This is a genomic window from Streptomyces sp. NPDC001851 (assembly GCF_040297165.1).
Lineage (GTDB): Bacteria > Actinomycetota > Actinomycetes > Streptomycetales > Streptomycetaceae > Streptomyces.
Genome location: NZ_JBEOYR010000023.1, coordinates 1 through 19,942, shown reverse-complemented (window position 1 = coordinate 19,942; position 19,942 = coordinate 1). Strand labels below are relative to the sequence as shown.

15 protein-coding genes and 4 pseudogenes are annotated in these 19,942 nt (G+C 71.9%); 8 read left to right on the top strand and 11 right to left on the bottom strand.

Features of this window, described 5'->3' with window-relative positions:
* Nucleotides 1-23 precede the first annotated feature (23 nt).
* From ABT171_RS29550 to ABT171_RS29530, 5 genes are all read right to left on the bottom strand, one after another.
* A complete protein-coding gene (locus ABT171_RS29550) occupies nt 24-1,589 on the bottom strand; it encodes a phytoene desaturase family protein (protein ID WP_351249056.1) in 1,566 nt (521 codons plus the stop codon).
* A gap of 73 nt (nt 1,590-1,662) precedes the next feature.
* On the bottom strand, nt 1,663-3,798 hold the full coding sequence (locus ABT171_RS29545; RefSeq protein WP_351249054.1) for a serine/threonine-protein kinase: 2,136 nt from the start codon (nt 3,796-3,798) through the stop codon (nt 1,663-1,665).
* Between the two features lie 112 nt (nt 3,799-3,910).
* On the bottom strand, nt 3,911-4,753 hold the full coding sequence (locus tag ABT171_RS29540) for an oxygenase MpaB family protein (protein WP_351249052.1): 843 nt from the start codon (nt 4,751-4,753) through the stop codon (nt 3,911-3,913).
* Between the two features lie 592 nt (nt 4,754-5,345).
* Complete coding sequence (locus tag ABT171_RS29535; protein ID WP_351249050.1) at nt 5,346-7,730, bottom strand: phosphoketolase family protein; 2,385 nt, start codon at nt 7,728-7,730, stop codon at nt 5,346-5,348.
* 337 nt (nt 7,731-8,067) lie between these two features.
* Nucleotides 8,068-8,355, bottom strand: coding sequence for an SHOCT domain-containing protein (locus ABT171_RS29530; RefSeq protein ID WP_351249275.1), 288 nt, complete (start codon nt 8,353-8,355; stop codon nt 8,068-8,070).
* Nucleotides 8,356-8,554: 199 nt separating this feature from the next.
* On the opposite strand from ABT171_RS29530, the pseudogene ABT171_RS29525 reads away from it, so the two are divergent.
* The 3 genes and pseudogenes from ABT171_RS29525 to ABT171_RS29515 form a co-directional block, all read left to right on the top strand.
* Nucleotides 8,555-9,623 (top strand): annotated as a pseudogene (locus ABT171_RS29525) (GNAT family N-acetyltransferase); the annotation flags it as partial.
* 344 nt (nt 9,624-9,967) lie between these two features.
* Nucleotides 9,968-10,426, top strand: coding sequence for a Crp/Fnr family transcriptional regulator (locus tag ABT171_RS29520; protein WP_351249048.1), 459 nt, complete (start codon nt 9,968-9,970; stop codon nt 10,424-10,426).
* 44 nt (nt 10,427-10,470) lie between these two features.
* A complete protein-coding gene (locus ABT171_RS29515) occupies nt 10,471-11,130 on the top strand; it encodes a CBS domain-containing protein (RefSeq protein WP_351249046.1) in 660 nt (219 codons plus the stop codon).
* A 23-nt stretch (nt 11,131-11,153) separates the two neighbouring features.
* Here ABT171_RS29515 and ABT171_RS29510 read toward each other — a convergent pair whose 3' ends face one another.
* Nucleotides 11,154-11,855 carry a CBS domain-containing protein gene (locus ABT171_RS29510; protein WP_351249044.1) on the bottom strand — a complete coding sequence of 234 codons (702 nt, stop codon included), beginning with the start codon at nt 11,853-11,855 and terminating at the stop codon, nt 11,154-11,156.
* 106 nt (nt 11,856-11,961) lie between these two features.
* Nucleotides 11,962-12,798 (bottom strand): annotated as a pseudogene (locus ABT171_RS29505) (sensor histidine kinase); the annotation flags it as partial.
* 175 nt (nt 12,799-12,973) lie between these two features.
* Between ABT171_RS29505 and ABT171_RS29500 the strand changes: the two are divergent.
* Both ABT171_RS29500 and ABT171_RS29495 read left to right on the top strand, forming a co-directional pair.
* Nucleotides 12,974-13,177 (top strand): annotated as a pseudogene (locus tag ABT171_RS29500) (PEP/pyruvate-binding domain-containing protein); the annotation flags it as partial.
* A 162-nt stretch (nt 13,178-13,339) separates the two neighbouring features.
* Nucleotides 13,340-13,798, top strand: coding sequence for a pyridoxamine 5'-phosphate oxidase family protein (locus tag ABT171_RS29495; RefSeq protein WP_351249042.1), 459 nt, complete (start codon nt 13,340-13,342; stop codon nt 13,796-13,798).
* Between the two features lie 87 nt (nt 13,799-13,885).
* On the opposite strand, the gene ABT171_RS29490 is transcribed toward ABT171_RS29495, so the two are convergent.
* Entirely contained in the window at nt 13,886-14,560 is a 675-nt protein-coding gene (locus ABT171_RS29490; RefSeq protein WP_351249040.1) for a helix-turn-helix domain-containing protein, read from the bottom strand.
* 21 nt (nt 14,561-14,581) lie between these two features.
* Nucleotides 14,582-15,652 carry a zinc-dependent alcohol dehydrogenase family protein gene (locus tag ABT171_RS29485; protein ID WP_351249273.1) on the bottom strand — a complete coding sequence of 357 codons (1,071 nt, stop codon included), beginning with the start codon at nt 15,650-15,652 and terminating at the stop codon, nt 14,582-14,584.
* 333 nt (nt 15,653-15,985) lie between these two features.
* Here ABT171_RS29485 and ABT171_RS29480 point away from each other — a divergent pair, with 333 nt between their 5' ends.
* Nucleotides 15,986-16,558 carry an Rv1733c family protein gene (locus tag ABT171_RS29480; protein ID WP_351249038.1) on the top strand — a complete coding sequence of 191 codons (573 nt, stop codon included), beginning with the start codon at nt 15,986-15,988 and terminating at the stop codon, nt 16,556-16,558.
* A gap of 93 nt (nt 16,559-16,651) precedes the next feature.
* A pseudogene (locus ABT171_RS29475) lies at nt 16,652-16,960 on the top strand (CBS domain-containing protein); the annotation flags it as partial.
* A gap of 119 nt (nt 16,961-17,079) precedes the next feature.
* On the opposite strand, the gene ABT171_RS29470 reads toward ABT171_RS29475, so the two are convergent.
* On the bottom strand, nt 17,080-17,991 hold the full coding sequence (locus ABT171_RS29470) for a universal stress protein (RefSeq protein ID WP_351249036.1): 912 nt from the start codon (nt 17,989-17,991) through the stop codon (nt 17,080-17,082).
* Between the two features lie 26 nt (nt 17,992-18,017).
* On the bottom strand, nt 18,018-18,923 hold the full coding sequence (locus ABT171_RS29465) for a universal stress protein (protein ID WP_351249034.1): 906 nt from the start codon (nt 18,921-18,923) through the stop codon (nt 18,018-18,020).
* A 202-nt stretch (nt 18,924-19,125) separates the two neighbouring features.
* Here ABT171_RS29465 and ABT171_RS29460 point away from each other — a divergent pair, with 202 nt between their 5' ends.
* A complete protein-coding gene (locus ABT171_RS29460) occupies nt 19,126-19,785 on the top strand; it encodes a CBS domain-containing protein (RefSeq protein ID WP_351249032.1) in 660 nt (219 codons plus the stop codon).
* Nucleotides 19,786-19,942 lie beyond the last annotated feature (157 nt).

Below are 19,942 nucleotides of genomic sequence, written 5' to 3'. Positions count from 1 at the left end.
AGATTCTTTTGCCACCGGTGGTGTTACGGCGTTGCCTCCAGCACGGCCATCGCCGCGTTGTGTCCCGGTACGCCGCTCACCCCTCCCCCGCGCACCGCGCCCGCGCCGCACAGCAGCACGTTCGGGTGCCGGGTCTCCACTCCCCAACGGCCCGTCTCCTCCTGGGCGTAGGGCCAGGACAGGGCGCGGTGGAAGATGTTGCCGCCGGGCAGCCGCAGGTCCCGTTCGAGGTCGAGCGGGGTCTTCGCCTCGATGCAGGGGCGGCCGTCGGCGTCGGTGGCCAGGCAGTCGGCGAGGGGTTCGGCGAGGTGGGCGTCGAGCTGGGCGAGGGTGGACTTCAGCAGCTCCTCGCGTACGGCGTCGTTGTCCCGGTCGAAGAGCCGGGCCGGGGTGTGCAGGCCGAACAGGGTGAGGGTCTGGTAGCCGCGCGCGGCGAGGTCGGGGCCGAGGATGGTGGGGTCGGTCAGGGAGTGGCAGTAGATCTCCGAGGGCGGGACGGCGGGGAGTGCACCGGCGGCGGCCTGGGCGTGGGCGGTGGCCAGCTGCCGGTAGCCCTCGGCGATGTGGAAGGTGCCGGCGAAGGCCTCGCGCGGGTCGACGGCCGGGTCGCGCAGCCTGGGCAGCCGGGTGAGCAGCATGTTGACCTTGAGCTGGGCGCCCTCGGCGGGTTCGGGCGCGGTGTCACCGGTGAGCGTGGCCAGGTCCTGCGGAGAGGCGTTGACGAGGACGTGCCGGGCGGCGGCGACGCCCTCGCCGTCGGCCGTGCGGTAGGTGACCTCGGCCCTTTCGCCGTCGGTGGTGATCCGGACCGCCTCGTGCCCGGTCGCGATGACCGCGCCCGCCGCGCGGGCGGCGGCGGCCAGGGCGTCGGTGAGGGCGCCCATGCCGCCGACGGGCACGTCCCAGGCACCGGTGCCGCCGCCGATGACGTGGTAGAGGAAGCAGCGGTTCTGGACGAGGGAGGGATCGTGGGCGTCGGCGAAGGTGCCGATGAGGGCGTCGGTGAGGACGACTCCGCGGACGAGGTCGTCCGCGAAGTTCTCCTCGACGGCCACGCCGATCGGCTCCTCGAACAGGGTGCGCCAGGCGGTCTCGTCGTCGATGCGGCGGCGCAGCTCCTCGCGGGCGGGCAGGGGCTCGGTGAGGGTCGGGAAGACGCGCTCGGCGACGCGCGCGGTCATGCCGTAGAAGCGCTGCCATGCCGTGTACTCGCGGTCGCCGCCGGTCAGCCGGGCGAAGGCCTCCCTGGTGCGCGGCTCGCCGCCGCCGACGAGGAGTCCGGTGGGCCGGCCGTCCCGCTCCGCCGGGGTGTAGGACGAGATCGTGCGGGAGCGGACCCGGAAGTCCAGTGCGAGGTCGCGCACGATCTTCCGCGGCAGCAGGCTGACCAGGTACGAGTAGCGCGACAGCCGGGCGTCGACACCGGCGAAGGGGCGGGTGGAGACGGCGGCGCCGCCGGTGTGGTCGAGCCGTTCCAGCACCAGCACCGAGCGGCCGGCGCGGGCCAGGTAGGCGGCGGCGACCAGGCCGTTGTGGCCGCCGCCGACGATGACGGCGTCGTACGCGCGGGTTCCCTCGTTGGCAGACATGGTTCTTGGTAGCACGGGGTGATCCTTGTCGGCGAGAGCACGTGCCGCGATCGACCGCCGGGGCGCTCCGCTGTCATCGTCCGCCGGAAGCCCGCTGCCGGCTCAGTACGGCGATCCTCCGGTACAGCTCCCCCGCTTCGACGCCGCGGCCCAGGCGTTCCAGGCAGTGCGCCTCTTCGTTGCGGCCGGCGAGGGTGTCGGGGTGGTCGGGGCCGAGGAGCTGCTCGCGGGTCGCGGTGATCCGCCGGTACTCGGTGAGGGCTTCCGCCCAGCGACCCAGCCAGCCCAGGGCGACCGCGACCTCACGGCGGCTGACGAGCGTGTCGGGGTGCGCGGGCCCCAGGGTCTGCTCACGGAGCAGGCATACGTCCCGGGCCTCGGTCAGGGCGTCCTCCCAGCGCCCGAGGCGGCCGAGGTTGACCCCGAGGCCGTGCCGGGCGCGCAGGGTCTCGGGGTGGGTGGAGCCCTGGACGCGGGTGCGGTCCCCGACCAGCGCCCGGTACATGCGCAGGGCGTCCGCGCTGCGCCCCATGCGGCCGAGGCTGAGGGCGGTCTCGTAGCGGGCGGCGAGCGTGTCGGGGTGGTCGGCGCCGAGGACGCGTGCTCTGGCCTCGGCGACCTCGCGGTAGATGCGCAACGCCTCCTCCCAGCGGCCCGACTGGCCTGCCGCGTAGGCGACTTCGCAGCGCGAGACCAGGGTGTCCGGGTGGTCGGGGCCGAGCACCCGGGCCCGGGCGGCGGCCACCTCCAGGGCCGTCCGGCAGGCGTCGTCCAGGCGGCCGAGCCGGCCGAGGGTGCAGGCGAGGTTGTGGCGGCAGCGCAGGGTGTCGGGGTGGTCGGGGCCCATGACGCGCACCCGGGCGGCCAGCACCTCCGTGTACACCTGGTGGGCCTCGAAGTGGCGGCCCAGCCGTCCCAGCGCATAGGCCGTCTCCTGGCAGGCGGCGAGCGTGTCGGGATGGTCGCCGCCGAGCGCACGCGCTCTGGCCTGCGCGAGGTCCGTGTAGGCGGCGAGCGCCTCGGCGACCCGGCCGGCGCGCAGGAGGACGTGGGGGGCGGTGCGCTCCGCGGGAAGCGCCGTGCGCGCCGCCGGCAGTGCCGGCAGGGGGCGTCGCGCGTCCGCGGGGCCGTCGCCGCTGGGCGCGCCCACGCGCCGGTAGTCGCCCGTCGGATACAGCCCCGCGTCCCTTCGGGGCGCTGCGGCCCAGCGGGCCGACAGGGCCGCGCCCGAGTCCGGCGGAAGTGCGCCGAAGCCGGCGCCGAGTGCCTTGTGGCCGGTGGTCATGCCCCGGGTCCAGGACGGCAGACGGGTTCCGTCTCTCCTGCCGGGGTCCTGAACGGCGGGAGCCTCGGGGGCCGTTGTGTGTGCGCCCAGGATGCGGCGGACCAGCTCCCCGGCGTCCGGCGGCCGTTCCTCCGGCCGTTTGGCCAGGAGGTCGAGGATGATCTGCTCCAGGTCGACCGGCAGCTCGGGGCGTAGGTCGCGTGGGGGGCGGGGCGGGGTGTCGCGGTGGCCGATGAGGATCGCCCAGGCGTCCTCCAGGTCGAACGGCGGTGCGCCGGTGGCGATCTCGTACAGCACGCAGCCCAGCGAGTACAGGTCGCTGCGCCGGTCGACCTGATCGCCGCCGATCTGCTCCGGTGACATGTAGTGCGGGGTGCCCAGGGCGACGCCGGTGCCGGTGAGCCGGGCGGTGAAGCCGATGTCGTGCCCGAGGCGGGCGATGCCGAAGTCGCAGATCTTCACGGTGCCGTCGGCCAGCCGCACGATGTTGGCCGGCTTCAGGTCCCGGTGCACGACGCCGTGTTCATGGGTGTAGGCGAGGGCGGCGGCGACCTGGACGGCGATGTCCGTCACGTCGTCCACGGGCAGCGGATGGCCCTTGTTGTCCTCCAGCAGCCGGCTCAGGTCCCGGCCCTCCAGCAGCTCCATCACCAGGTACGGGACCCCATCGAACTCGCCGAAGTCGTGGACGACGGTCACCCCGCGGTGCGAGAGGGCGGCGGCCACCCGAGCCTCGCGGCGGAAGCGCTCCCGCAGGGCGCGGGTGAGGGACGGATCGGGGTAGGGGCCGAGCGGCTTGAGGCACTTCACCGCGACCTGCCGGCCGAGGGACTCGTCCCGGGCCCGCCACACCTCGCCCATCCCGCCCCGCCCGATCAGGTCGAGCAGCCGGTACCGGCCCTGGACCAGCCTGTTCTCCCCCATAGCGATCCGCCGCCCCCGTCGCCGTCCGCCCCGCCGCACCGGGAGGCCGGCCCAGAACCGCGTCCCACCACGCCGTCCCGGTCCGCGCCACACCCCCGTCCAGTATGGCGGCCTATCGTCCGACTTTGTACGGTGCCGGACGCGCCTGCGGACCGAGCCTCGCCATGGCCCGCAGGATGTGTTTGGGGGGCAGTTGCCAGCGCACACGTGCCGGAACGCGGCGCAGCAGCGCACCGGTCGCCCGCAGCCGACGGGTGACGGCGGCCGGCGCGGGGGCCGGTCTGCCGTACAGCTCATGGGCGTACGGCGGCAGAGCGGCGTACGCCAAGTGCGCCACACGCCGCCACAGCACCTCGCGCGCCGGGACGAGGAGGGGATGCGTCGGCGGGCGGAGCAGGAAGTCGTCCACCTGGCGTGCCTCGGGTCCCGCCGCCAGCTGCGGCCGCACCTCGTCGAAGTACGCGGCGAGTTCGGCCCGGCTCGCCGGTACGGTCTCCGGGTCCAGGCCCACCAGGCGTGCGCTGACCCGGTGTTCGGCTATGTACCGGTCGGCCTGGGCGTCGGTGAGCGGGAATCCGGAGCGGCGCAGCACGTGCAGATAGGAGTCGATCTCCGCGCAGTGCACCCACAGCAGCAGCTCGGGCTCGTCGACGCCGTAGCGTTCGCCGGTGTCCGGGTCGGTGGCGGTCAGCATGCCGTGGATCTTCCGCACGCGCGCGCCGGCCCGCTCGGCGGCCTCCGTGGTGCCGTACGTCGTCGTGCCGACGAAGTCCGCGGTGCGCATCAGCCGGCCCCAGGCGTCGCGCCTGAAGTCGGAGTTCTGCAGGACGCCACGTACGGCGCGCGGATGCAGGGCCTGGAGGTAGAGCGCGCGGACACCGGCGACCCACATCATGGGGTCGCCGTGCATCTGCCAGGTCACGGAGTGCGGTGTGTACAGCCCGGGGTCTCCCATGTCCGCAGGTGTGACCACAGCCATTGGTTGTCCCCTCTTATTGCCGCTGACCTGGTCTTTTGCCAACCAGCGACGGCATCGCCCTGCGTCGGCCACCGAGCCTTCTTGGCACATTGGTACACGCCGACGGCTCCCAGCTCACGGCGCCCTCAGTACCCACGGCACCGCCACACGCATGAGGCACCGCTCGGCGATCAGTACCTGCCCAGATCACCAAGGGATCATTCACTCGAAAGGGTAGTCATCCATCTCGCACGGCGCGCATTGCCCCTGCGCACAGAGCGCAAGATCGGTTCACCACATAGCGACGCTCGGCCCGGTGCCACTTGATCCACCAGACCAGCGACGAGATCGCCCGCCACATAGCACATTCGCTCTGATCGACACACGGATGTCCGCCAGTCCACCCGGACTCGCAAGGATCTGCCGGCGGCAAGCCGCGGGCGCCATAGTCGCTACCACATCGAAGGCTGAGGATCCCCCCCCCGCCAGCATGAGCGCAAACCGGTCAAGTGCAGGAAGCGGCCGCCAACAGGTCTCTGCATCGGCCGGTCAGGACAACAGCTCAGCGAGCCACGCGCCGTACGTTTGTTCAACCGTCCCAGGTCCAGTCCGCCACTTCCGGCAGATCCATGCCGTGCTCACGGATCCAGACGTGGTGGCGCTGCCGGGCGTCCTCCATCTGCTGGCGGACGGCCGCCGCGCGGACCGCGAGGCCGGGGACGCGGTCGATGGCGTCCATGACGAGGCGGTAGCGGTCGAGGTCGTTGCGGACGACCATGTCGAACGGGGTGGTCGTGGTGCCGATCTCCTTGTAACCGCGCACATGAAGGTTCTTGTGACCCGTGCGGCGGTAGGCCAGGCGGTGGATGAGCCACGGGTAGCCGTGGTAGGCGAAGATCACCGGTTTGTCCCTGGTGAACAGGCCGTCGTACGCGAAGTCGCTCATGCCGTGCGGGTGCTCCTCGCTCGGCAGCAGCCGGGCGATGTCGACGACGTTGACGACGCGCACGGCCAGGTCGGGCAGGTGACGGCGGAGCAACTGGGCCGCGGCGAGGACCTCCTGGGTGGGTACGTCACCCGCGCAGGCGAGCACCACGTCCGGCTCCCGGGTGCCGTCCTCGGTGCCGGCCCACTCCCAGATGCCGGCGCCGCGGGCGCAGTGGACCTTCGCCTCCTCCATCGCCAGCCAGTCGAAGCAGGGCTGCTTGCCGGCCACGACGACGTTGACGTAGTCCCGGCTGCGCAGGACGTGGTCGGCGACGGACAGCAGGGTGTTGGCGTCCGGCGGGAAGTAGACCCGCACGGCTTCGGGGCTCTTGTTGAGGATGTGGTCGACGAAGCCGGGATCCTGGTGGGAGAAGCCGTTGTGGTCCTGGCGCCACACGTGCGAGGTCAGCAGGTAGTTGAGGGAGGCGATGGGGGCGCGCCAGGACAGGCGGCGGGTGGTACGCAGCCATTTGATGTGCTGGTTGACCATGGAGTCGACGATGTGGACGAACGCCTCGTAGCAGGAGAACAGCCCGTGCCGGCCGGTGAGCAGGTAGCCCTCCAGCCAGCCCTGGCAGGTGTGTTCGGAGAGGATCTCCATGACCCGGCCGTGCGGGTCGAGGTGTTCGTCCACGTCGAGGGTGTTCGCCTGCCAGGCCTTGCCGCTGGCCGCGTAGACGGCCTGGAGCCGGTTGGAGGCGGTCTCGTCGGGCCCGACGAGACGGAAGTCACGCCGGCCGGCGGTGGCGGCCATGGCGTCCTGGAGCATGTCGCCGAGGACGCGGGTCGGTTCGTGCAGGGTGGCGCCGGGCTTGTCGACCTCGACAGCGTGCTTGTCCAGTGGCGGCAGCGGCAGTTCCCGCAGCAGGAGGCCACCGTTGGCATGCGGGGTGGCGCCGAGCCGACGAGCGCCTCGCGGGATGCACGCCAGGACGTCCGGGCGCGGTGCGCCGTGCTCGTCGAAGAGTTCCGCCGGCCGGTAGGAGCGCAGCCACTGCTCCAGTTGCCGCAGGTGCTCGGGGTTGTCCCGGACCGCGGCCAGCGGCACCTGATGGGCCCGCCAGGTGCCCTCCACCGGCAGTCCGTCGACCTCGGCGGGACCGGTCCAGCCCTTCGGGGTGCGCAGCACGATCACCGGCCAGCGGGGACGGTCGGTCACCCCGTCATCGCGGGCAGCCCGCTGGAACGCGGTGATCCGGTCGACAGCGGTGTCCATCGCCTGCGCCATCGCCCGGTGCACGACGGCCGGTTCGTCGCCGGTGACGTGGAGGGGCTCGTGGCCGTAGCCGCGCAGCAGCTCGTCCAGTTCGGCTTCGGGGAGCCGCGCGAGGACGGTCGGGTTGGCGATCTTGTAGCCGTTCAGGTGCAGGACCGGCAGGACGGCGCCGTCGCCGACCGGGTCGAGGAACTTGTTCGAGTGCCAGGAAGCGGCCAGTGGCCCCGTCTCCGCCTCGCCGTCGCCGATCACGCAGGCGACGAGCAAGCCGGGGTTGTCGAAGGCGGCACCGTAGGCGTGGGAAAGGGAGTAGCCGAGTTCGCCGCCCTCGTGGATCGAGCCCGGCGTCTCGGGCGCGACGTGGCTGGGCACGCCGCCGGGGAAGGAGAACTGCTTGAACAGGCGGGCCATGCCGTCCGCGTCCCGGGTGACGTCCGGGTACGTCTCGGTGTACGACCCCTCCAGCCAGGAGTTGGCGAGCACGGCCGGGCCGCCATGGCCAGGGCCCCAGATGCACAGGGCGTCCAGGCCGCGGGCCGCGATGACGCGATTGAGGTGGGTGTACACCAGGTTCAGGCCCGGGGAGGTGCCCCAGTGCCCCAGGAGCCGTGGCTTGACGTGCTCGGGCCGCAGGGGCTCGGTCAGCAGCGGGTTGTCCATGAGGTAGATCTGGCCGGCGGCCAGGTAGTTCGCGGCGCGCCAGTGGGCGTCGAGCGACCTCAGCTCTTCCTCGTCCAGCTGAGCGGACGCCTGCTGCGTGTCGAGGGCCATCGGGATTCCTTCCCTGCCGGGGCAGCCTTCACGGGGTCGTGCGTGGCGGCCGCTGTATGACCCACCTTCCACCGGGGCACCGGGTACCCGACAGGGCCGTTCGGACCATCCGGCAGAGCGAGTCGTCCGATCGAGTGCAGAGCCGGCAGTGCTTCTCGGCCACCGGAACGTCCACCACGCTCGTCTTCGTCAGCTTCGTCAGCGCTACCGCGACCAGCGCCAAGATCCGCCATCATCGACAACATCACCGCCGCACCCCTCAGCCCGTGCTTCCGCGCTTGACTCGCCGGGTCCACCTGCGAAGTCCGCCTCCTTTATCAGGGCAGTCCGCTCCTGCTCAACGCCGACCGGGGCCAGGGCCGTCCCGACTGCCTTCCCGCAGGACGGTCAGCCGTCGCCGGTATTCGTCCTCGTCGATCTCCCCACGGGCGAAGCGTTCGGCGAGGAGCTGCTCGGGGGAGGTCCCCGGCTGCCCGCTGCCGGCACGGTCGCTGCCCTCCCCCGGCCTGGCCAGGGAGCGATACAGGAGAACACCAAGGGCGATGATCAAGATCCAGAAGAGGAGCATGCCCACGGACATGGCGAGCCAGCCCCATCCACCGACACCATGGCCGTACCAGAACATCACGGTGAGCCACCTCCTGAACGGCCCGGGAGCACACGGACCGGAGCCTGTCTGTTTCGCAGTGTCTGCTCTCCACTCTCACCGTCGAGCGTCCAGTACGTCAGGGCCACTCGGCCCCCCGGGGTGCCCGTCAGCCCCTTTGCCGCCGGGCCACGCCGCTGGACGCTGAGGAGAGAGTCGTCCGGAGGGAGAGTTCGTGATGACCGGCCTCCAGGAAGCCCCGGTGCATGCCCTGCTGTCCGATGGAACCGCTGTCCGCATCCGGCGGGCGGGTCCGGCAGACCGAGAACGGGTTCAGCGGCTGTACGAGGAGATGTCACCGCAGAACCTGCGACTCCGGTTCTTCTCCCGCAGCCGTTCCTCTGTCCGGCAGGCCGCCGAGCGGGGGGCCGCAGGCGTACGCCCGGGATACCGCGCGCTGGCCGCCGAGCGCGGCGGGCGGCTCGTGGGACTGGCCGAGTACGAGGTCCTGCCGGACGGCAGCACGGCGGAGATCGCGGTGGCCGTGGCCGACGACTGGCAGCACCGCGGTGCGGCCAGCCTCCTGCTGGAACACCTCGCGGACGCCGCGCGTACGGCGGGCGTCACCGCCTTCAGCGCCGACGCCCTGGCCGAGAACCACGACGTGCTGAAGGTGTTCCACGACCTCGGATTGCGCGTCACCCGCCACTTCGAGGGTCCGGAGGTGCATTGCGCGGTCGAGCTCACCGAGGACGAGACGTATCTGACCGCGGTCGAGGCACGGGGCAGGGTCGCCGACGTCACGAGCCTGCGGCCGCTGCTGTGCCCCCGGACGGTGGCCGTGGTAGGCGCGGGACGCAGGCCCGGGTCCAGTCGGCCGTGCGATCTTGCGCAACATTCACAACGGTTCCTACGCCGGGCGGCTGTTCACCGTGCACCCGGAGGCCGCCGCGATCGCGGGTGCTGCCCGGCGATCCGTCGCCGACCTTCCGCAGGTGCCGGACCTGGCGGTGATCGCCGTACCTGCCGTGTCCGTCCCCGCGGTGGCCGAAGAGTGCGGAAAGGCGGGCGTACGCGCCGTGCTCGTGGTGTCCGCGGGGCTGGACACAGAGCAGAGCAGCGCGCTGATGGACATCTGCCGACGCCACGGCATGCGGCTCGTCGGCCCCAACTGTCTGGGTCTGGCGAACACCGAGGAAGACGTCCACCTGGACGCCACCTTCGCGGCCCGGCACCCCGGGGCGGGAAGCGCCGGGGTCGCCGTGCAGTCCGGTGGCGTCGGCATCGCGCTCCTGCACCGCCTCTCTGGATGGCCACGGACCTCCCCCAACTGGCGGAGGCCGACCTCACCCCTGGCCGGCCGACGCGGTGCCGCCGTCCTCGACGCCCGCGTACGACCGGTCCCGCGCCGGCCGCACGACCCGTACCTGCGCCGGCTTCGCTGACGGGGCCGCGACCGTGGTACAGGAGGACGGCCACCGAGGTGGACGGGCGTTTCGTCTCATCGGGCCATGGGGCCGGTCGGCCCCGCGGACAGCCATTCCTCGCGACATGAGCCGAAAGGCTCAGAACGGGGGGCCGGGCGACCCCTGGTGGCGGCTTACGGGCGCGCGCACGCTGGGATCGACAGCTCGTGAAGGGAGCCGGTGCGATGACCTCCGCAACCACCAGGAGCACGGGGCTGGAGCCCGTGCACCACGAACGGCTGATGCGGCTCGCCCGCGAGGTCTCCTTCGAGGCCGGGACCCGCCTGTTCGAGGAGGGCCGGCACGCCGACCGCTTCTGGATCGTCCGCACCGGAACCGTCGCTCTCGATCTGCATGTGCCCGGCCGCCGCTCGGCTGTCGTCGAGTCGCTCGGGCACGGCGAACTCGTCGGCTGGTCCTGGCACTTCCCGCCCTACCTCTGGCACCTGGGCGCCGAGACGACCACACCGGTGCGGGCCTGGGAGTTCGACGCCGAGGCGGTGCGCGCGATGTGCGCCGCGGATCCCGCGTTCGGACGGGCCGTGGCGGTGTGGCTGGGACGTGTGGTCGCCCAACGGCTGCACGCCACCCGGGTCCGGCTGCTCGACCTGTACGCCCCTTACGGCAGCGGTGGTCAGTGGTGACCGGGCGCCCGTTCCGTCGGGCCGAACGGCCTGGGGAGAACAGGATGGGCAGCAGCCCCCACCAGGTGAGCGACGTGATGACCCGAGCCGTCGTCGCGGTGGGCCGCAAGGCCCTGTTCAAGGACATCGTCGAACGGATGGCGGAGTGGAAGGTCGGTGCCCTGCCCGTGCTGGAGGGCGACGGGCGGGTGATCGGGGTGGTTTCCGAGGCCGATCTGCTGCCGAAGGAGGAGTTCCGGGACAGCGACCCGGACCGGTTCACCCAGCTGCGCCGGTTGTCCGACCTGGCCAAGGCCGGGGCGGTGTCCGCGGAGGAGTTGATGAGCGCCCCGGCGGTCACCGTCCATGGAGACGCCACGCTCGCCGAGGCGGCACGCATCATGGCGTTGCGGCAGGTGAAGCGTCTGCCCGTGGTGAATTCCGAGGGCGTCCTCGAAGGGGTGGTCAGTCGCGGTGATCTGCTGAAGGTGTTCCTGCGTCCCGACAACGACCTGGCGGACGAGATCCGACGCGACGTCGTCGACGTTCTCTTCCCGGCCCCGGTCGAGCCCGTGCACGTCATCGTCAGCGACGGCGTCGTGACCCTCACGGGACGCGTCGGAGATGCCTCAGGAATCGAACTGGCCGCGCGGCTGGCCCGGGGTGTGGAAGGGGTCGTGGGCGTGGACTGCCGGCTTACTGCCGCGGACTCCCACGCCGGGTGAAGCCGACGACCCCGGTCCAGCCGTCAGACAGGAGTCGTCGGCCGCGGGTCCGGCAGGTCCGGGTCTGGATCGGGGTGGCGTGGTGGGCCGGTGAGGGCGCAGTGCACGTCCACCACGCCCGGCACGGCCCGCGCAAGGCGGGCGGCGATCGGGACCAGGGCCGTCTCGTGCACCCGCCCGGTGAGAGTGACGACACCGTCCCGCACGCGGATCCGGACGGTGTCGGCATGCGTGCCGAAGAGCCATGTGACGACCTCGCGCCGTACCTGTTCGGCGACGTCCGTGTCGTCCCGAAGGAAGATCTTCAAGAGGTCGGACCGGCTGACGATGCCCTGCAGGGTGCCGTCGTGGCGGACGACCGGCAGGCGCTTCACCCTCGCGTGGGCCATGAGGCGCGCGGCATGGGCGAGAGGGGCTTCCGGCGTCACGGTGACAGCAGGGGCGGTCATCAGCTCGCCGGCGGTCACCGCATCGGCCTTGACCTCGTCGGCGGGGTCCGGACCCGGACCGAAGTCACCCACGGCGTCCTCGGCGTACTCCTCCTTGAGCAGCAGGTCGGCCTCGGAGACGACGCCGACGACACGTCCGCCGTCGTCCAGCACAGGAAGGGCACTGACCCCCCACTCCTGCATGGTCCGCACGATGTCCTTGAAAGCGGCCCCCGTGCGCAGGGCGACCACCTTGCGGGTCATCACGTCGTTCACGACACGGGGACTGCCGATCATGGCGTCCTCCAGGAGGCCGGGTGCCGCAGCAGGACACCTTCAGACTGCGCCGGCGAGCGCTCTTCGGACAGGGGCCGAACGGCCCGTCCGGGGCCCCCGACCGTCGTTACGCCACCTGTGAACGAGTGATCGGCACTCGCCGGCGCAGGAGGGCGCCGCCCCCGCCGGGCTGGACACCTCGAACTGCCCGGCCAGCTGTTCCGCCCGCTCCGCCATGTTGCGCGGGCCGCTGCGCCGGCTGCGGGGCGGGATGCCCACAGAGTTGTCCGAGACCGTCAGGGAGACGTCGCGGCTGTCGGTGGTCAGGACGACCTGGGCACGGTCGGCGTGGGCGTGCCGGGCGACGTTGGTGAGGGCCTCGGAGAGGACGGCCATGACCTGGTCGGCGATCTCGCGCGGCCGTCCGTGCCGAGTAGGCCCTCCATGCGTACGCTGGGCGCGAACCCGAGCACCCGTGCCTCCTCTCCGGCCAGCCGCACCACCCGGGTGCGCAGACCGGCGTCGGCTGAGCCCGCACGCGTTCGCAGCCCGAAGATGGCGGAGCGGATGATGCGGCTCGTCTCGTCCAGGTCGTCCACGGCCCTCAGTACGCGTTCGGCGGCCTCCGGGTGTTCGATGAAGCGGCCGGCGCTCTGCAGGGTCATGCCGGTGGCGAAGAGCCACTGCATGGCCAGGTCGTGCAGGTCCCGGGCGATGCGGTCGCGATCCTGGAACGCCGCGATCTGCTCGGCGTCCTTGCGGCGCTCCGTCAGTTCCATGGCGATGGCGGCCTGGGCGGCGAATCCGCCCAGCATGCCCGCTTCGTGTTCCGTGAACACCGGCCGGCCGGCTTCGCGGGCCACCAGCACCGCGCACCGCGCACCGCCTCCCGCGGTGCCGATGGGGACGGCGACAGCGGGTCCGGCCCGTGGAAGCGCGGGGGTTCCGGAGAGATCCGCCGGTCTTGGTGCAAGGCAGCCTGGCCGCCTCGGTGACGGTGCCTTTCGGCGGCAGGTCCGTGCCCGGAAATCCACGAAGGGCCGGTCAGCCCACCCCCTTGGGGCCGGGTGCACCTGTCCCGGCCCACGGCTCCGGCCCAGGCTGGGGGTACGGAGTCCGCACAGCCGAGGAGTGGCGTCATGGCCCGCTATGTGTACGGCTTCCAGGACGGCGGCCGCGACCTCGCCGGCCTGCTCGGCGGGAAGGGTGCGAACCTGGCCGAGATGACCCGGCTGGGCCTGCCGGTGCCGCCGGGCTTCATCGTCACCACCGAGGCGTGTCGCACCTTCCTGGCCACGGGTGAGGAGCCGGAAGACCTTTGCCCGGACGTTTCCGCACACCTCGGCCTGGACTACGTCTCCTGCTCGCCGTACCGGGTTCCGGTGGCACGCCTTGAGGCCGGCCGGGCGGCGCCGGCGGGCGTGGATACGGGGGACGGCAGATGACGAGAGCACGCGGTCGCTCCCTCGGTACGGGGCCGACCGGCAGCGGAAGGAAGACACGTCATGGCCGGCAGTGAGGTACGGGCACACCGGCGCATCGATCTCGACCGCGCCGAGGCGCTGCGGTTGTTGGGCAGCGTGTCACTGGGAAGGATCGCTTTCACCCGGCAGGCCCTGCCCGCCGTCCGCCCGGTGAACCACGTCGTGGACGATGGGGACATCGTCATCCTCACGCACGAGGGCACCGCTCTGGTCTCGCACGCCCAGCGGTCCGACGGCACGGGCGTCGTCGTCGCCTACGAGTCCGGTGCCATCGATCCGGACACCCACCTCGGATGGAGTGTCGTCGTCACCGGGTACGCCCACGTCGTGAGCGATCCGCTGGAACTGGCGCGCGTCCGTGCGCTGTTGGAGCCGTGGGTGCTGATGGGGGGCGGGGAGCAGGCGGTGCGCATCCAGCCCGAGCTGGTCACCGGTGTCCTGTTCACGGAGGTGGCCGACACGGAGAGGACCGCCGACTGACGTACGACGCGTCCTCAGGTGCACGGCGCGGTCGGTACGAGGAACGAGGTTCTCGTACCGACCGCACCTTCGGCGCATGACTGCGGTTCACACGGTGATCCGGCGTCCCGTGACCATGCCGGGTTCGATCCGCAGCCACAGGTCACGGTCACCGCCCGCCCATGGTCCGCTGTATGTCTTCTCGGCGTACCGGCGTCGCTGCTCGGGATCCGTCACCGCCCGGGCGACACCCCGCACCAGGACGCTCCATCCCCGGCTGAACGCGTCGTCGATCCGGTCGACCTCGAAGGCCACCGGGTGGCCGTCCGCCAGCGCCGGTGTGGTGCCGGGGGCGGTCCGGAAGACGATCACCTCGTCCACGACGCTGTAGTTGACCGGCACGATCTCCGGCCCGGTACTGGTGGTGACCGCCAGCCGCCCCACTCCGTGCGACCCCAGCAGTGTCCGGCACTCAGAGGCGGTCAACTCGGTGAAATGGGGTTCACGCGCGGCCCGGCCGGGCCCGGGCGGCATGTCGGCGGCGCCCCCGGTCAGTTCGGTGACCGTGGTTTCCAGCACCTGGGCCAGCCGGTGCAGCACGGCAGGGCGTGGTGCGGCGCCGGGTTGTTCCTCCAGGTACCCCAGGTAGCCGGCGGCCATACCGGCTCGGGCGGCCACCTGCCCTCGCGTCAGGCCGAGTCGGGCTCGGTGTGCCGCCAGGCGACGGCCCAGGTCACCCAGCGGCGCCTCCGCCACCGTACGCTTGCTCGTCTGTTCGGTCATGACCGTCACGCTCCTTCTCGTTCAGGCCGCGGGAACGGCCACTTCCGCGTGACGCTCCCCGCCGAGCACCACCTTCAGCGCACCGGTCTCGCCCGCCTTGGAGAAGACCTCGTAGGCGTCCTCCATACCGTCCAGCGGGAAGGTGTGCGTGACCAATTGCCCGGTGGGCAGCCGGCCGGCGGCGGCCATCCGCAGCAGCGTCGGTGTGGAGTAGGTGTCCACCAGACCGGTCGTGATGGTCACGTTCTTGATCCACAGGTCTTCCAGGTGCAGCGTGGCCGGCTTGCCATGCACGCCGACGTTGGCGACGCGGCCTCCGGGCCGGACCATGCGGGTGCACAGTTCGAAGCTCTCCGGCACGCCGACCGCCTCGATCGCCACGTCCGCGCCGAGCCCGTCCGTCAGGTCGGCGACCAGCTGACCGGGGGCCTCGCGGACGTCCGCGATCGCGTCGGCGCCGAGCCGGTGCGCGGCCTCCAGCCTGGCCGGGGCCAGGTCGACGGCGATGATCCGTTCAGGGGAGAACATCCGGGCCGTGGCGATGGCCGCGAGGCCGATGGGACCGGCGCCGACGATGACGACGGTGTCGCCCGGACGTACGTGTCCGTTGAGGACGCCGACCTCGTAGGAGGTCGGGAAGATGTCCGCGAACAGGACGGCGTCCTCGCTGCGTACGGTAGCGGGGAGAGAGTGGACGGAGAGGTCGGCGTAGGGCACGCGGACGTACTCGGCCTGGGTGCCGTCGACGAGATGGCCGAGGATCCAGCCTCCGCCGCCGCGGCACTGGCCGTAGGCGCTCTCCCGGCAGAACCGGCACCGCCCGCAGGAGGTGATGCACGAGACCAGCACCCGGTCCCCGGGACGTACGGTGCGCACGTCGCCGCCCACCTCGACGATCTCGCCGACGGCCTCGTGGCCGAGTACCGTCCCGGGCCGCACCTCGGGCACGTCGCCCTTGAGGATGTGCAGGTCGGTCCCGCAGATCGTCACCGCGTCGACCTTGACGATCGCGTCGGTGGGTTCCTTGATGCCGGGGTCCGAGACGTCCTGCCAGCAGGCCTGCCCGGGACCGTGGAACACGAAGCCCTTCATCGCACTGCTCACCCAGTTTCGGTCTGCTGCGGGACCAGCGGTCCGGCGCGTACGACCAGGGGCACGGACCGGGCTCCGGCACGGTGCCGGGAAACGCCCCGCACCCCTAGGCTGCGCAGGTGCGCGGGAGCCACGCTTGGGCCATCCGGCCCTGGTGCACGGCCGGCAGGGCCCGGCCACAAGGGGTTCCGTGGGGAGCCGTGCCCCCCACCATCAGGGCTGCCAGGGCACCTTGGCCCGTACGGGCCGTCGAAGAGGTCCGTCGGCCCCTGTGGGCGCGGGCCGGCCGGGGCCACCGTCGTGGTAGTCACCCGGACGAGGAGGTGTTCTGCCATGGGCACCACGAAGCGGCTGTGGCGGTGGCGGCGCAATCCACTGCGGCGGCACGAGGACGTCGTCGAGGCGTGGATCGTCCTGATCGTCTGGACCCTCGTTCTCGTCGGCGGTGCCCTCGCGGCACTGGTGACGGCCGGCGCGGCCGAAGATCAGTACGCGGAACGGCGCGCCCACCGGCACGCCGTTCGAGCGGTGCTCCTCGCGAGTGCGCCGCACGGCGTCACGACAGAGTGGTCGACGGACAGCCGCGTCCAGGGATCGGTGCGCTGGATGGCCCCCGACGGTACCCCCCGTACGGGGCACACACTGGTGGACGAAGGTCTGAGGGCCGGAACCCGGGTGACCCTCTGGCAGGACGACCAGGGCCGCCTCGTGCTCTCGAAGCCGACGGGCCGAGCTGAAGGGCACGTCGAAGCGGGTCTCTTCGGTGCCGCAGCTGCTCTCGCCGTCGCAGCCCCGGTCTTCGGAGCGGGCGCTGCCACACGGGCATGGCTCGACCGGCGCCGCCTGGCCGACTGGGACCAGGAGTGGGACCTCTTGGGACCGCAGTGGGGTCCGAGGACGGGTTGAGCGGATCCTGAGGAACCGGCTGAGGGCTGCGCCCCGCACGTTCGCCGAGCGGGCAAAGCTGCTTTCGACCTGCACTGGAGCGTTCTTGCCGCGATGACCGCAGGCCCGCCGCACCGAGACGCGGGGGCTGCTGGGCAGTGTCCCGGTCAGCCGAGTCACGGCCCCGGAACCGGTCAGGGTCCCGGGGCGGTGACCGTCGCCGACTCCCTGCCCGTGCGGCGCGTTGAGGCGACGCCGCAGCAGGTCCGTGCCGCCACGGCGGCCCACGACGTCAGGCGCCTTCGCGACGACATCGTCACCCTCTCACCCGACGAGTCGGTGCTCGACCTGTTGCCGCGCCTGGAGACGAGCCCGGTACGCCGCGCGGTGGTGCTCGACGGGGCACGCCTCGTCGGCATCCTGACGATCGCCGACTCACCTGTGCTCCGACCTGGCCGACTGCGCCCAGCGTGCATGACTGGCCGAGGCCCTCGAGCAAGGGGCTCGGCCAGTGGGAACGACGGAGGCTCCAACGCCGTGTCTCAGCCGCTTTCCGGTACGACGGCCACCGGGCAGGCCGCGTGGTGGAGCACCCCGTGGGAGACGCGGCCGAGTTGGAGTCCGAAGTGGCCGTGGCGGCGTCGGGCGCCGACGACAAGCAGGTCGGCGTCACGGGAGGCGGCCAGCAGGGCGTCCCGGGCGAAGCCCTCGATCGTGCGGCGCCGCACCCGCAGGTCGGCCGGGACGGCCGCCAGCGCCCCCTCGACCAGTTCCGCGGCCAGCGCTTCCTCGTAGTGGGCCGGCTCTCCGGTGATCAACGGGTGTGCCCGGGGTTCGTGCAGGGGCCGGCGCCAGGCCCGTACGGCCTCCAGCGTGACGCCGCGCAGCTGGGCCTCCTCGACCGCGAACCGCAGGGCGGCCGAGTCGGCCGGCTTCCCCGCCACACCCAGGACGATGCGACCGCGCGCCTCCGAGCGGACCGTGTTGTCGTGGCTTCCGCGCAGCACGATCACAGGACAGTGCGCGTGCCCGGCCACCGTGAGGCTCACCGAACCGAGCAGTGCCTCGGTCACCCCGCTGCGGCCACGGCAGCCGAGGACCATGGCGAGAGCACTGCGGCTCTCCCGGATCAGGCCGTACTCGGCTTCCTCAGGCAGCAGGTCGGTGGTGGCCTTCACGCCTGGCCGCCGGTGACGGGCACGCCGCTCGGCGGTCTCGACGATGTCCTCGGCCATCACCTCCTCCGACGGCTTGCCGAGATCCTCGGCAAGGGACGTGCCCTCGTAACGTTCCCAGAGCGAGGCGTACACCAGCCGGAGCGAGACCCCGCGCAATGCTGCCTCGTCGGCGGCCCATTCCACCGCTCGCAGGCTCGGCTCGGAGCCGTCGACGCCGACGACGATCGGGAGGTCCACGAGCTCACCGAAGGCCCGTGTGGCTGCTGATGCCTTCATGAGGGTCTCTCCTCCGAGGTAACTGCTCAGGTGTGCGCGACGACCGCGACGGGCACGGCGATGTGGTGGAGCGCCGCGTGGGTCACGTGACCGATGTGGGCTCCGAACGAGCCGCTTCGGATCCGACGCCCGACGACCACGAGAGAGGCGTCACGGGACTCGTTGACGAGGACCTGCGCGGCGCTGCCGCACCGGCTCGCCTCGACCACCTCGACGTCCGGGAACTTCTCCCGCCAGGGACGCAGCACCTTGCCGAGGAGCGAGGCCTGCCCTCGTTCGAGGGAATCATGGGATTCGAGGTCGGCGGCGAAGCCGTGGAAGGAGGTCGGCGGCTCCGGCCAGGCGTGAACGGCCCGCAGGGCGGCATTGCGGCGCGCGGCCGCGTCGAACGCGAACTCCAGCAGCGTGTCGTCCGGCTCACCGACGTCGATGCCGAGGACGACGGGACGGAAGGGGGCCGCGGCGGAGGGCACCCCCGCCGGGTCCATCCGGTGCTCGTCGGCGGCCTGCTCACCGGCCCGCACCAGCACCACAGGGCGCTCGGCGCGGGCCACCACGCCCAGGCTCACAGAACCGACCATGAAGCCGCCGAGCCCGCCGAGGCCCCGCGAGCCCAGCACCAGCAGCTCGGCGAAGCCCGCTGCCTCGCACAGAACGTCTGCCACGGTCCCCGTGAGCTGATCGGTGGTCACCTCGATGCCCGGGTGGCGAAGCCGGATACCGTCCGCGGACTCGCGCGCCAGCTGCTCGGCCCACTGCCGGTAGCCGCCCAGGTCCAGCAGTGGGGTACGGGCCACGTACCAGGGCGTCGGCTCCAGCACGTGCACGATCTTCAGGGACAGACCGCGCAGCAGCGCTTCGCGCGCCGCCCACTCGGCTGCGGCACGGCTCTCGGCCGAGTCGTCGAGGCCTACGGTGACCGTACGGGGCATGGTCTCCACCTCCTGGTGCGAGGTTCCTGGCATCAGGGTGGCTGCCCGGCGCTTCCGTCAGCAGGGGCCATACGGCTCGGTCGGGGTCCGACCGACCCTCTCCGAGTCCGAGGCCGTAGGGGCCGGACGGCCCCTGGCACGCCACGGCCCGCGCGGAACACGCTGGAAGGACCCGGCATCCCAGCGAGGCCCTGGAGTCACCATGTACGGCACCCGGCCCACCGTCAGCGACGTCATGACCCAAACGGTTGCCGCCGTCGGCCGGCGGACCCCCTTCAAGGAGATCGTGCAGCTGATGCAGGACTGGCAGATCAGCGCCCTGCCCGTCATAGAAGGCGAGGGCCGGGTGGTCGGCGTCGTGTCCGAGGCCGACCTGCTGCCCGAGGAGGAACTCCGGGACGACCCCGATGCGGGCTATCTGTCCCTCCGCCGGACCATCGACGTGGCCAAGGCGAGCGCCCTCACCGCGGAAGAGCTCATGAGTTCCCCGGCCGTGACGGTCCGGGCGAACGCCACCCTCGCCGAAGCCGCGCGCGTCATGGCGCGCCAGGAAGTCAAGAGGCTGCCGGTCGTGGACGGCGCGGGCCTGCTGGCGGGCATCGTCAGCCGTGCCGACCTGCTGAAGATCTTCCTGCGCGGGGACGAGGAGATCGCCGAGGAGGTCCGGCGTGAGATCGCCTCCCACCTCTTTCCACCGCCCTCATCGGCTGTGCGGGTGGAAGTGGAGGACGGCGTGGTGACGCTCACCGGCCGGATCCGTGACACGGCCCTCGTTCCCACCGCCGCACGCCTGGTCAGAGCCGTTGAAGGGGTCGTGGACGTGAGATTCGACCTGGCACGTGACACCGCGCCGCAGCGGTGAGCAGGGGCGAACCTTGCCACCATCCCCGGTTTGTGACACCTAATGACGGTGGTCGCAGCAGGTGTGACCAGGATTCTTAGTTGGCACTAACGCACGATGTTGACCTGCAGTGATGCCAACTAGCCTCACGGACCTTCCTGCCAGTTTCAGAAGGATA